Here is a 13,343-nt window from a genome sequence, read left to right as displayed (position 1 = left end):
GGGTCAGGCGAGTGCCGCTGGCGCGGTCATGCCGCGCCGCAGCGGTCTCGATGTGCCAGGAGCGGTTGGCGCGCTGCCGCGCGGCCATGTGCTGCGGTCAGGGCTTGGCCTTGGGCTGGCGGCTCAAGCGGGTGCCGCTGGCCCTGTCGTGCCACGTCAACCGCTCCCGATCAAAAAGCGCCCACCAGAACCCCAGCCCGCCCAGCAGCAACGACACGGTACCGACCAGATAACGCCGCCACAGTGCGCCCCAACGCGGCGTGGTGCCATCGGCGCCGTGCAGGCGCAGCCGCCATGGGCGCATGCCCAGGGTCTGGCCACCGCGACGCCAGCTCAGCGTCGCGTACAGGCCGGCCACCACCCAGCAGCACAGCCACAGCAGCCACTGCAGGGCGCTGAACGGTGCGATGTTCTCGCGCGGCGCATGGCCTTCCAGCGTGTAGCCGAGGGTGAACAGCGCCGAGACCACGAACCACAGCGCCAGCACCGGCCAGGCGTCGTAGAACAGTGCCAGCAGTCGCCACAGCAGCAGCGCGCGTGGACGGGGGGCGGAAGCGGGAGGCGGTGCGCTCATCGGCACAGCTTAGAGCCAGTCGCACGCTTTGCGGTGGACTGCGTTGCGCGCGGCGCGGGCATGGGCAGCCCTGCGCTCGTCCCGCCCACATCGACCTTGCGCCCCCCGGTAAAGCCGCTAGGCTTTCCCGATTCCCGATTCCCGATTCCCGATTCCCGATTCCCGATTCCCGATTCCCGATTCCCGAATCTCCAATCCCCAAAATGCCCTCCCTGCATTCCCCCGCCGAACGCCGCCAGCAGACGCAACGGCTCGCGCCGCTGCGCGAGGCCGATGCGGCGGCGATCCAGCAGTTCCTGGATGCGGCCTGGGCCGAGCAGGGGTTGGCGCGGCAGAGCCTGGACAACTACCGCCGCGACCTGGAGGGCTTCGCGCGTTGGCGCGACGGTGCCGGCGGCGGGTTGGCCGGTGCCGATCGACAGGCGCTGTTCGAATACCTGGCATGGCGTACCGAGCTGGGCTATTCGCCGCGCAGCAACGCCCGCTGGCTGTCGTCGCTGCGCGCGTTCTTCGCGCTGCGCGTGCGCCGCGGCGAGCGCAGCGACGATCCGACCGCGCTGCTGGAGCCGCCGCGGCTGCCGCGGTCGCTGCCCAAGGCACTGGCCGAAAGCCAGATCGATGCGCTGCTGGCGGCGCCGGACGCGACCGCGCCGGCAGGCCTGCGCGACCGCGCCATGCTCGAGTTGATGTACGCCGCCGGCTTGCGCGTCAGCGAGCTGGTCAACCTGCCGGCCAACGCGGTCAATCTGCGCCAGGGCGTGCTGCGGGTCACCGGCAAGGGCAGCAAGGAGCGGCTGGTGCCGTTGGGCGAGGAATCGCAGCACTGGCTGCAGCGCTATCTGGACAGCGCCCGCCCGGCGCTGGCGGCGGGGCAGGCGGTCCCGGCCAGCGATGGCGTGGTGCCGCTGTTCATCGACGCCGCGCGCCGCGCGCTGACCCGCCAGCAGTTCTGGGTGTTGGTGAAGCGCTATGCGGCGGTGGCCGGGATCGATCCGGTGCGGATCAGCCCGCACGGCCTGCGCCACAGCTTTGCCACGCATCTGCTCAACCGCGGCGCCGACCTGCGGGCGCTGCAGATGCTGCTCGGCCACAGTTCCCTGTCCACCACCCAGATCTACACGCTGGTGGCGCGCGAGCACCTGCAGAGCCTGCACCGCAAGCATCATCCGCGTGGCTGAGCGGCAACTGCAGCTGCCGCTGGCGATGGCATCCTTTTCCTTCCATCGAGTGCGTCCATGAGCGAGTTGCGACATCGCGTTTCCCATGCGCCAGCACGAGCTTGTGCCGGCCTGCTGCTGCTCGCGCTCGGCAGCGCGTTCGCGGCCGGGCCGGTGCAGCCGTCCGCCATGCCGGCGGCCGAGCCTGGCGACAGCGCGTGGCAGATCGCGGCTGCCGGCACGGCGCTGGAGGCGCAGGCACCGGCGGTGCGTCGCCACGAGGATCTGCTGTTCTGGACGCTGCCGGGCGGGCAGCGCGAACCGGCCACGGCTGCGCATCTGCTGATCGCAGCGCCCTATGCCCAGGTGCAGGCCGCGGTACGTGGCGTCGTGCAGGCGCAGGGGGGCTTCCAGGAAGGCAACGAGACCTTGCCGCTGTCGTATCTGCCCGACGATTGGGGCCGGGTCCTGCTGTCACGCCGCCAGGACCTGCGCGCGGCGCTGGCCGAGCGCTTCGCGCAGCCGATGCTGCAGGCGGCGGTGGAGCAGGGCGCGCTGACTGAGGAGGAGGCGCGCACGCGCCTGCAACAGGCGCGCGAGCGCAGCGATTGGGCGCCACAGGATCGCGCCGAACTGGCTGTGTTCCGCGAGACGCGCTATGCGGAATACTGCGCCACGCGCAGCGAACGCCAGGGAATGAGCGGGCGTCTGGAACTGAGGGTATGCGTCTTCGACATGACCGCGGCCATGGGGCATGCGACCACCGCGCTGAGCATCGAGCGCACCGACAACTACGCCAATCCGGATTACAGCGTGATCAGGCAGATCACCCAGTTCAATCCGCTGGGCGGTGCGTCGCAGCCGTCGCGGTTGAGCCAGCGCGTGGTGCCGGCGGTGCTGTTCCAGGCCGTGCGCCAGGCGCTCGCCGCGAGCGTGCCGCAGCAGCCGGTGCGTGTGGCCGCGTCGCCGTTGGCATGGACGTTGCCGCCGCAGCGCGCCGGTGCGGCGCCGGCCATCGCGTTTGTCCCGCCGCGCAACGACGTGCCGCTGTTGCCGTTCGACGCGCTGCCCTGGGACGCGCTCGGCGGCGAACTGGCCACGGCGGACAGCGGCGCCCGCTACCCGCGCGATCTGCTGGCGCTGCCCGACGGCGATCTGTTGCTCAGCATGCAGGTGCTGGGCGGGACGGGCGCCAGCACCCGGCTGTGGCGGCTGCATCACGACGGCACGCGCTGGCAGACAGAAACGGTCTGGCAGGGCGAGGGCGGTGCGCAGCGGCTGATGCCCGATGCGCAGGGCGGCCGCGTGTGGTTCCTGGCCGGCGCCGCTGGCGAGTCCGCCGTCCTGTATGCCTATGACGTCGCCTCGCGGCGCCTGCATCGCTACCGGGTCGATGGCGAGGGCAGCGATGGCTACGCGCGCTGGGAACTGGACGCCGCGCAGCGCCCCGTGTATTTCGATCACAGCTACGCTAGCGGCGGCGGTGCGTTCGGCAGCAGTCGGTTCATCCTGAATGCGCCGACCGCCGCGGTACCGGCGGCGGATGGACCCTGGGCGTTCGCGCCGGTGTTCGGCGCGCCGCGACAGGCGTTGATGGATGCGGCGAAGAAGGGCAATGCGCAGCTGTGGCCGGTGCGCCTGCGCGACCCGCATGCGCTGTGGGTGGAGGATGCCCAGGGCATCGCCGCCCTCGATCCGACCAGCGGGCGTGTCCTGCGCGCGTTCGCGTTGCCGCAGCGTTTCGGTCGCCCCGATCCGGTCGACGCCTCCGGCGTGGCACAGTGGGTGCCCACCCCGTTGGGGTCGCTGCAGGGTCGCTGGATCGCCAGCGGCTTCGTGCTGATGCTGGCCGACCACGGCACCGGGACGCCGCAGTTCGCGCCGTCCGGCGCGTCGAAGGCGCAGCCCGAAGCGCGCTTCGTCGGTATGCACGTGCTGGATATGGACGACGGCCGCGTACGCCTGTCGGCCTTGCTGGGGTGCGCCGACGCGCTGAAGGCGGCGGCCCGTTCGGCGCACGGCCGGCTGCTGGCGCTGGGCAGCGATGCCCCCGCCGCGGCCGGGCCGCAGCTGGCGCTGTGGCAGATCGCCGCCGCGCAGACACCGCTGCGCTTGGCCTCGCCGGCGCGCGGTTCGCTGAACGCACTGGCGTTTTCGTGGGACGGCGCCACGCTCTGGGCCTTGACCGATGGCGGCCTGCTGCGCTGGTCGTTGCCACCGGCGCTGCGCGATCCGGCGGGTGCGGGCGGCTATCCGGAGCACGCGAAATATTGATCCGCGCCCTTGCTGCGACGGCGTGCCCCCCGCTCAGCCTGTCTACATCGAGCGGACAAGGGGGTATGCGACAATCCAGCCGGTTCGCAGCCCTCATGGATAGCCAATGCTCCGTTTTGCTCTTTTTGCGCTGCTGTGCGCCACTTCTCTTTCCGCCTGCGCGCAGCCGGCTTCGCCCACCGGCGGCGCTGCCGCTGCCAAGCCGGCCGCCGCCGCTCCTGCCGGCGCACCGGGCGAGCAGCGCGTACGCTCGGCGCTGCTGCAGCTCGATCCCAACTTCAAGCCCGACTACATCGGCGCCGCGCCGTTCCCCGGCTTCCGCGAAGTGGTGGTCGGCGGGCAGGTGCTGTACGTCTCCGACGACGGCCGCTACCTGTTCCAGGCGCAGCCGTTCGACATCCAGGAAAAGCAGTTCGCCTCCAGCGAAGGCCTGCTGAGCTACCGCCGCAAGCTGCTGGAGTCGGCGCCGCGTGCCGACCGCATCGTGTTCGCCCCGGCCAATCCCAAGTACACCATCAGCGTGTTCACCGATATCGAATGCGGCTACTGTCGCAAGCTGCACAGCGAGATCGGCGAACTCAACAAGCAGGGCATCGCCGTGGAGTACCTGGCGTACCCGCGCATGGGCCTGGGCAGCCAGGACTACAAGGACATGGTCGCGGTGTGGTGCGCGGCCGACAAGAAGCAGGCGCTGACCGACGCCAAGGCCAACGGCAAGGTGCCGAGCGCGACCAACTGCAAGAACCCGGTGACCATGCAGTACAACCTGGGCCAGCGCCTGGGCGTCAACGGCACCCCGGCGATCTTCGCCCCGGACGGCACCCAGATCGGCGGCTACCTGCCCCCGGCCAAGATGCGCGAGGCGCTGGACAAGCGCGCGGCGGAAGCGACCAAGGCGGGCGGAAGCCGCTGAGCGGCCGGGAATGGGGAAACGGGAATCGGGAATGGGTGCGACGTCGCTCGTTCCCGCGGCCACGGCCGCTGAACGCCCGTCTCTCCCCCTTGGTCGGCGGTGCGGCCTTTGCGCCACCGTTGGTGCCACCGCGCGTTTTGCCGCTGGAGCACCGCGTCCGCTGTCGCCCAACCACCTCTAGCACGTCCGCTGGCGCCGACCCCGCTCGGCGGCCGGCTGTGCCGATTCCCTATTCCCGAATCGCCATTCCCAGCTCTCCGCTACAATAGCCAGCCCGTTTCCTCACACGGTTCCCCGGACATGATCGTCCTCGAGGGCGCTTCCGCCCTTTCGCCGTTCCGTCGCGCTCGGCTCGAAACCCGCCTGCAGTCCCTCGTTTCCGGCGTGCGCATCGTCGGCGCCTGGCACGTGTACTTCCTCGACGGCGACGACGCCGGGCAACTGGACCTGGTCGCGGCCCGCCGCATCCTGCAGGCGCAGGACGCGCCGGCGCCGGCGGAGGCGGGCACCTGCTCGCGCTACGTAGTGCCGCGGCTGGGCACGCGCTCGCCGTGGTCGAGCAAGGCCACCGAACTGGTCCGCGGTGCCGGGCTGGCGATCCGCCGGGTCGAGCGCGGTACCCGCCTGGACCTGGCCGGCTGGCCGCAGGCGCCGGCCGACCAGGCCGCGCTGGCCAAGCTGCTGCACGATCCGATGACGCAGTCGCTGCTGGACGATGCCGCGCAGGCGCAGGCGCTGTTCCAGGCGCCGGCGCGCGGCGAGGTCGAGCGCATCCCGCTGGACCAGCTGGAAGCGGCCAACGCGCGGCTGGGCCTGGCCCTGGCCCAGGACGAGATCGATTACCTGCGCCAGCGCTTCGGCGAACTCGGCCGCGATCCGGCCGACGTGGAACTGATGATGTTCGCGCAGGCCAATTCCGAGCACTGCCGGCACAAGATCTTCAACGCCAGCTGGACCATCGACGGCAAGGAGCAGGACCGCTCGCTGTTCCGGATGATCAAGCACACCCACCAGCAGACCCCGCAGCACACGCTCAGCGCGTACAGCGACAACGCGGCGGTGGTGGAAGGGCATCCGGCCGCGCGCTATCGCCCGGATCCGGCCAGCTGCGAGTACCGCAGCGAGGCGGTGACGCCGTCGGCGTTCTGCATCAAGGTCGAGACCCACAACCACCCGACCGCGATCGCGCCGTTCCCGGGCGCCTCCACCGGCGCAGGCGGCGAGATCCGCGACGAGGGCGCCACCGGTCGCGGTGGCAAGCCCAAGGCCGGCCTGACCGGCTTCAGCGTCTCGCACCTGCGCATCCCCAGCCTGCCGCAGCCGTGGGAGGGCGCGCGTCCGCTCAACCCGCGCATGGCCCCGGCGCTGGAAATCATGCTGGACGGCCCGCTCGGCGGCGCCGCGTTCAACAACGAATTCGGCCGGCCCAACCTGCTCGGCTATTTCCGCAGCTTCGAGCTGCCGGAGACGCAGGACCTGACCCGCGCCTACGACAAGCCGATCATGCTGGCCGGCGGCCTGGGCGCGATCGATCGCGTGCAGGCGGAGAAGATCCCGCTGCAGCCCGGCGACGCGGTGATCGTGCTCGGCGGCCCGGCGATGCTGATCGGCCTGGGCGGCGGCGCGGCCAGTTCGGTGGCCTCCGGCGACAGCGCCGAGGACCTGGATTTCGCCAGCGTGCAGCGCGACAACCCGGAGATGGAGCGGCGCGTGCAGGAGGTCATCGACCGCTGCGTGGCGCTGGGCGCGGACAACCCGATCCGCTGGTTCCACGACGTCGGCGCCGGCGGCCTGTCCAACGCCATTCCCGAACTGTTGCACGATTCCAACGTAGGCGGCCTCATCGACCTGGACCGCGTGCCCAGCGACGACCCCTCGCTGTCGCCGATGCAGCTGTGGTGCAACGAATCGCAGGAGCGCTACGTGCTCGGCGTGCCGCAGGCGCGCCTGGCCGAATTCGCCGCGATCTGCGAACGCGAGCGCTGCCCGTTTGCCGCCGTGGGCGTGGCGACCGCCGAGGAACGGCTCGTCGTGGGGTACGGGGTGCTCGGCGGTGGGAATGGAGAATCGGGAATCGGGAATGGTGAAATGCAGGCAGGCTCCGCTGTTGCCCATTCCCCATTCCCCACTCCCCATTCCCAGCATCCAATCGATCTGCCCATGGACGTCCTCTTCGGCAAGCCGCCGAAGATGCACCGCGACACCCGGCAGCCGCCGGCGCCGCGCTGGCCGGAGCTGGACACCGAGGCGCTGGATCTGCGCGAGGCCGGGCTGCGCGTGTTGGCCCATCCGACGGTGGCGGCGAAGAGCTTCCTGGTCACCATCGGCGACCGCAGCGTCGGCGGCCTGACCGCGCGCGAGCAGATGATCGGTCCCTGGCAGTTGCCGCTGGCCGATTGCGCGATCACCCTGGCCGGCTTCGACACCCACGCCGGCGAAGCGATGGCGATCGGCGAGCGCACCCCGCTGGCCCTGCTCGACGCTGCCGCGGCGGCGCGGATGGCGGTGGGCGAGGCGATCACCAACCTGTGCGCGGCGCCGGTGCAGGCGCTGGACCAGGTCAAGCTGTCGGCAAACTGGATGGCCGCGGCCAACCACGACGGCGAGGACGCGCGCCTGTACGCCGCGGTCAAGGCGGTGGGCATGGAACTGTGCCCGCAGCTGGACCTGAGCATCCCGGTGGGCAAGGACTCGCTGTCGATGCAGGCGCAGTGGTCGGTGACCGCCGTGAATCGGGAATCGGGAATCGGGAATGGCGAAAAGCGCGATGCGTCCGCCACCGATGCCGCCGCTTCTCCGATTCCCGATTCCCCATTCTCCAGTCCCGGCGAGACGCACAAGAGCGTCTCGCCCGTCTCCCTGATCGTCTCCGCCTTCGCGCCGGTCGCCGATGCGCGGGCGCAGTTGACGCCGTTGCTGGCGCGCGAGGCCGAGAGCGAGCTGTGGCTGATCGGGCTGGGCGGCGGCAAACAGCGCCTGGGCGGTTCGGTGCTGGCGCAGGTGCATGGCGACGGTGCGCTGCCGGCGTTCGGCGGGGCGGTGCCGGACCTGGACGATCCGCAGCGGCTGCGTGCGTTCTTCGAGCTGATCCGCGATGCGCGCGAGGCCGGCCTGCTGCTGGCGTATCACGACCGCAGCGATGGCGGCGCGTTCGCCGCGCTGTGCGAAATGGCGTTCGCCTCGCGGCAGGGCCTGGACATCACCCTCGATGCCTGGGGCGACGATCCGTTCCGCAGCCTGTTCAACGAGGAACTGGGCGCGGTGGTGCAGGTCGCGCGCGAAGACCGCGCGGCGTTCGCCGACCTGGTCGAGCGCCATGCGCTGACCGAGTGTGCGCAGCGCATCGCCCGCCCCAGCACCGCTGCGGCGGTACGCGTGGGCCTGGGCGGCAAGACCCTGGCCGAATGGCGTTGGGACGAGTTGTTCGATGCCTGGTGGTCGGTGACCCACGCCATGCAGACGCTGCGCGACAACCCCGACAGCGCCGCCGAGGAACGCGCGCTGGCGCGCGATTTCGCCGCGCCCGGGCTGAAGCCGAAACTGGCCTTCGACCCGGCCGAGGACGTCGCCGCGCCGTTCGTCGCCAGCGGCCAGCGGCCGAAGGTGGCGATCCTGCGCGAGCAGGGCGTCAACGGCCAGATCGAGATGGCCAATGCGTTCGAACGCGCCGGCTTCCGCGCCTTCGACGTGCACATGAGCGACCTGATCGCCGGCCGCGTGGACCTGGCCGACTTCGTCGGCCTGGCCGCCTGCGGCGGCTTCAGCTACGGCGACGTGCTCGGTGCCGGCCGCGGCTGGGCCACCTCGATCCTGGAGCGGCCGGCGTTGCGCGATGCCTTCGCCGCGTTCTTCGCGCGTCCGGATACCTTCGCCCTGGGCGTGTGCAACGGCTGCCAGATGCTCAGCCAGCTCAAGGACATCATTCCCGGTGCCGAGCACTGGCCGCGCTTTCTGCGCAACCGCAGCGAGCAGTTCGAGGCGCGCACCAGCCTGCTGGAAGTGGTGGAATCGCCGTCGATCTTCCTGCGCGGCATGGCCGGCTCGCGGATCCCGGTGGCGGTGGCGCATGGCGAAGGCCGTGCCGAGTTCGACACTGCCGTGGACCAGGCCGCCGCGCGCGTGGCGCTGCGCTTCGTCGATGGCCATGGCGCCGTCGCCACGCAGTACCCGCTGAACCCGAACGGCTCGCCCGACGGCATCACCGGCCTGACCAGCGACGACGGCCGGGTGACGATCCTGATGCCGCACCCGGAACGCACCCTGCGCTCGCTCAACCTCAGCTGGCATCCGGCCGAGTGGCCGGACGAGGCGCCGTGGCTGCGCATGTTCCGCAATGCGCGGGTGTGGGTGGGCTGAAGCCCGCCCCTGGCGCGCTCGCCGCGATGGCGACGCGCCTGCCTGGTGGGCTTCCGACGGTAACGTGTTCGGCGACCTGATCGCGTGCTGGCGCTGGCCCTTGCCAGGGCGCCGTCGGCAGTGCCTGTAGCCGCGATGTTCGGGGCGGCGCTGCCGGCTGCGTTGCTCGGGTCTGTGCCGCGCTGCCATCGCCGTGGGATGCAGAATGCACTGCCGGGATTGGTGGCGTGGCGCATGCGCCGAATCGCGCGTCGCAGTGTCCCATGTGGGAGGGACTTCAGTCCCGACGCAGGACCGCATCCAGGCCGGCCGAACTGGCGGTTTGACGGCCGATGCCGTCGATTTCCTGTGTGTCGAGTGCGTTTCCTCGGCGCATCCCGCCTGCATGAGCTGACCGTGCGCTGTCGCGGCTGAAGCCGTTCCTGCGGGATATCGCGGTGCGGTGCGCCTTGCGCGGTGCCGTCATCGCTGCAGCGTGCGTGTGCCTGCGCCATCCGCCACCGCTTGCAAGCGAATGGTGCGTCCTCCCGCGCGTGGTGCTCTTCGCCGTGTAGCGACAGCCCGGCAGCACCCGCCCGTCGTCCTGCACAAGGTCGCTCCGCCGCGCGACCGCTCGCCCCATTTCGCGCAGTCGGCGCCATGCGCAGCCGTCTGGAGCCGTCACCCGGCATGCCTGGGCGCGCTTTTGCGCCTCTACCACCCGGTTGCGTCAAGTCCTTGACAGGAAACGAAATCGCCCGAAGCGCGGGGTGTCAAGGCTGGCAAGGTATGTGCCGAAAAATTGGCGCGAGCTGGTTGTTTTCATTGATATTTATCGAAACTTTAACGAAATCAGGCTGAATTCGCGGTCTGTGTCACGGCGCGTGTCGCATTAAGTCAAAAACTTGACGTACTCGAGAGGCCGAGTTAACACTCGGGTCAGTTCCGCATTCCACCTCGGTTCATCTACAGCTCCGAGCAGCGACAGGCGTGAGCCTCTCGCGTCCCGCTAAGGGACGTGCGGCACCAAAAAACCGACAGGGGGTCGGCCGGCCGGAACGCCGGGCGAGGGTGGCTTTTTGACCAAAAACCAGCCGAATTGAGGAGCAGTCGTCGATGAATCGGATTTATCGCAAGGTCTGGAACAACGCACTGGGGATGTGGGTCGTGGCATCGGAACTGGCCAGCGGCGATGCGCGCGGGGCCGTCGTCCGCGACCGCCGCGCCGCACGCGCACACGGCCTGGCCCTGGCCGGCGCGATCGCGCTGGCGCTGGGTGCCGGCGTCCTGCCCACCAGCGCCCAGGCGCAGGCCCTGCAGATCGGCGACAACGCCAGCGCCAGCGGCGACTACGCCACCGCGGTCGGTGCCGAGAGCAACGCCAGCGGCGCGCAGAGCACCGCGACCGGCGCGGCCAGCAACGCCAGCGGCGACGGCAGCGTGGCCAGCGGCACCCTCAGCGACGCCAGCGGCGTGGAGGCCAGCGCGCTCGGCTACTACAGCACCGCCAGTGGCGACGGCGCGACCGCGCTCGGCGCCGAGAGCATCGCCTCCGGCGCGGCCAGCGCCGCGGTCGGCGTGGCGGCCGACGCGACCGGCGACTACGCCACCGCGGTCGGCGGCTTCTCCAGCGCCAGCGGCTTCAACAGCACCGCGCTGGGCAACAGCGCCGTCGCGCAGGGCCGCAACAGCGTGGCGCTGGGCGCCGACGCGGTGGCCGACCGCGACGACAGCGTCTCGGTCGGCAAGGCCGGCGGCGAGCGCCAGATCACCCACGTGGCCGCCGGCACCGAGGCCACCGATGCGGTCAACGTGGCCCAGCTCGACGCGGTCAGGCAGACCGCCGACACCACCGCCAAGTATTTCCAGTCCAGCGGCAGCGACGCCAGCGATGCCGGCGCCTACGTCGAGGGCGCCAATGCGATCGCCGCTGGCGAAGGCGCCAACGCCATCGGCAACGGCGCCAGCGCGCTGGGCAGCGGCGCCACCACGCTCGGCGGCAACGCCACCGCGGTCGGCAGCAACGCCACCGCCGTCGGCGCCTCGGCAACGGCGGTCGGCGGCGCGTTGTCGATCGTCGACGAGAACGGCGAGGTGTTGCTGGAAGGCACCACCACCGCGGCCGAGCAGGGCGCCAGCGCGTTCGGCGCCGGCGCGCAGGCCAATGGCGCGTTCTCCACCGCACTGGGCACGGCGGCACGCGCCGACGGCCTGCAGAGCACCGCCACCGGTTTCTCCGCTGCCGCCACCGGGCTGGCCGCGACCGCCAACGGCGGCTTCAGCCAGGCCGGCGGCGATTTCGCTTCCGCGGTCGGCTACGGCGCCAACGCCAGCGGCGGCAATGCCGTGGCGCTGGGCTATTCGAGCCTGGCCAGCGGGGCGTCCAGCACCGCGGTCGGCGGCAGCGTGCTCGGCCTGTTCACCACCGAGGCGCAGGGCGAGGGCGGCAGCGCATTCGGCGCCGGTGCCTGGGCCAACGGTGCGTTCTCCACCTCGGTCGGCTGGCTCAGTTCGGCCGATGGCGCGTCCAGCGCCGCGTTCGGCGCCGCGTCCTGGGCGCAGGCCGACGATTCCACCGCGCTGGGCTACGGCGCCAAGGCCGCGGCCAGCGGCAGCGTCGCGCTCGGCCAGGGATCGGTCGCCGATCGCGCCGACACCGTCTCGGTGGGCAGCGCCGGCAAGGAGCGGCAGATCGCCAACGTCGCCGCCGGCACCGAAGGCACCGATGCGGTGAACCTGGACCAGCTCGACGCGGTCAAGCAGGTGGCCGACGGCACCGCGCGGCTGTTCGCCGGCAGCGGCGACGGCACCGCGCTGGCGCAGGGCCAGCAGGCCACCGCCGCCGGCGCCGATGCGCTGGCCGATGGCGACTACACCACCGCCGTGGGGTCCACCAGCACCGCCGCCGGCCTCGGCGCCTCGGCGCTGGGCAGCGGCGCGGTCGCCAGCGGCGCCCACGCCAGTGCGGTCGGTACCGATGCCACGGCGGTCGGCACCTCGGCCACGGCCATCGGTAGCACCGCGACGGTGTACGAGTACGACGAGAACGGCTTCATCGTCGGCAGCCGCGAGCAGACCACCCAGGCCCTGGGCGTGGCCGCCACCGCGGTCGGCGGCGGCGCGCAGGCGCTGGATCCGCTGACCACCGCGGTCGGCACCGGCACCTCGGCCGGCGGTGTGCAGAGCACCGCGCTGGGCTATCACGCGCAGACCTTCAAGGATGGCGCCACCGCGGTCGGCGGCCTGTCCGAAGTGGCCGGCGACCTGGGCACGGCGGTGGGCTACAGCGCTCGCGCCGCAGGCGACTACGCCACCGCGATGGGCATCGGCGCGCGCGCCACCGCCACCAGTGCGGTGGCGATGGGCATGAACGCGCTGGCCAGCGGCACCGACAGCGTCGCCGTGGGCGGCGTCAGCACCGCCGCGGCCAGCGCCGGCAACAGCGTGGGCATCGCCGCCGCCACCGGCGTCGGCGGCATCGCCCTGGGCGCCGGCGCGCAGAGCCAGTCCGACTACGCGATCGCGCTGGGCTACAACGCCAACGTGTTCCCGAACCTTCCGGGCAACGTCGATTCGGTCGCCATCGGCCACAGCGCCGGTTCGTTCGCGCCGCGCACGGTGTCGTTGGGCAGCTATGCGCTGGCCGCCGGCGACAGCGGCATCGCGCTGGGCTACAAGGCCACCGCCTGGAACCCCGACAGCGTCGCGCTGGGCGCACGTGCGGTGACGTCGATCTACAACAACAACGGCACCGCGCTCGGCACCGACAGCCAGGCCAACGGCAGCGATGCCACCGCGATCGGCTACGGCGCGCGGGTCAGCACCTGGCTGGACGATGCGCGCAACCAGGCGCCGACCAATGCGGTCGCGCTCGGCGCGCATTCCTACGCCGCGCGCGACAACAGCGTGTCGGTCGGCGATGTCGGCAACGGCCTGACCCGGCAGATCACCAGCGTCGCCGCCGGCACCGAAGCCACCGACGCGGTCAACGTGGCGCAGCTGCAGGAGGCCGGCAAGTACCTGCAGGCCAGCGCCGGCAACAGCGATGCCGGCGCCTACGTCGAAGGCGACGACGCGCTCGCCGCCGGCG

6 protein-coding genes are annotated in these 13,343 nt (G+C 71.5%); 5 read left to right on the top strand and 1 reads right to left on the bottom strand.

The window, feature by feature from the left end; translation table 11 throughout:
* Window positions 1–97 precede the first annotated feature (97 nt).
* Window positions 98–574, bottom strand: coding sequence for an RDD family protein (locus tag CEK69_RS14535; protein ID WP_152246344.1), 477 nt, complete (start codon window positions 572–574; stop codon window positions 98–100).
* A 203-nt stretch (window positions 575–777) separates the two neighbouring features.
* On the opposite strand from CEK69_RS14535, the gene xerD reads away from it, so the two are divergent.
* The 5 genes from xerD to CEK69_RS21080 form a co-directional block, all read left to right on the top strand.
* Window positions 778–1,752 (top strand): site-specific tyrosine recombinase XerD, encoded by a 975-nt coding sequence (gene xerD, locus CEK69_RS14530; protein ID WP_152246342.1) that lies wholly within the window; start codon window positions 778–780, stop codon window positions 1,750–1,752.
* A 57-nt stretch (window positions 1,753–1,809) separates the two neighbouring features.
* A complete protein-coding gene (locus CEK69_RS14525) occupies window positions 1,810–4,005 on the top strand; it encodes a hypothetical protein (RefSeq protein ID WP_152246339.1) in 2,196 nt (731 codons plus the stop codon).
* A gap of 106 nt (window positions 4,006–4,111) precedes the next feature.
* Window positions 4,112–4,918 carry a DsbC family protein gene (locus CEK69_RS14520; protein ID WP_017915605.1) on the top strand — a complete coding sequence of 269 codons (807 nt, stop codon included), beginning with the start codon at window positions 4,112–4,114 and terminating at the stop codon, window positions 4,916–4,918.
* A 300-nt stretch (window positions 4,919–5,218) separates the two neighbouring features.
* Window positions 5,219–9,274: a phosphoribosylformylglycinamidine synthase gene (gene purL, locus CEK69_RS14515; protein WP_152246337.1), complete on the top strand. Its 4,056-nt coding sequence runs from the start codon at window positions 5,219–5,221 to the stop codon at window positions 9,272–9,274.
* Window positions 9,275–10,369: 1,095 nt separating this feature from the next.
* A partial coding sequence (locus CEK69_RS21080; RefSeq protein ID WP_255424821.1) for an ESPR-type extended signal peptide-containing protein occupies window positions 10,370–13,343 on the top strand: 2,974 nt, incomplete at its 3' end.

The organism is Xanthomonas sp. LMG 12462 (assembly GCF_009192885.1).
Classification (GTDB): domain Bacteria; phylum Pseudomonadota; class Gammaproteobacteria; order Xanthomonadales; family Xanthomonadaceae; genus Xanthomonas_A; species Xanthomonas_A sontii.
Note: the sequence above shows the minus strand (reverse complement) of the source record. Positions and strands in the feature narration are given on the sequence as shown.

Excerpts from the sequence above, each read along its gene's own strand:
- CEK69_RS14535 (WP_152246344.1), bottom strand. The coding sequence starts at position 574 with ATGAGCGCACCGCCTCCCGCTTCCGCCCCCCGTCCACGCGCGCTGCTG.
- CEK69_RS14520 (WP_017915605.1), top strand. The coding sequence starts at position 4,112 with ATGCTCCGTTTTGCTCTTTTTGCGCTGCTGTGCGCCACTTCTCTTTCC.
- CEK69_RS14525 (WP_152246339.1), top strand. The coding sequence starts at position 1,810 with ATGAGCGAGTTGCGACATCGCGTTTCCCATGCGCCAGCACGAGCTTGT.
- purL (WP_152246337.1), top strand. The coding sequence starts at position 5,219 with ATGATCGTCCTCGAGGGCGCTTCCGCCCTTTCGCCGTTCCGTCGCGCT.
- xerD (WP_152246342.1), top strand. The coding sequence starts at position 778 with ATGCCCTCCCTGCATTCCCCCGCCGAACGCCGCCAGCAGACGCAACGG.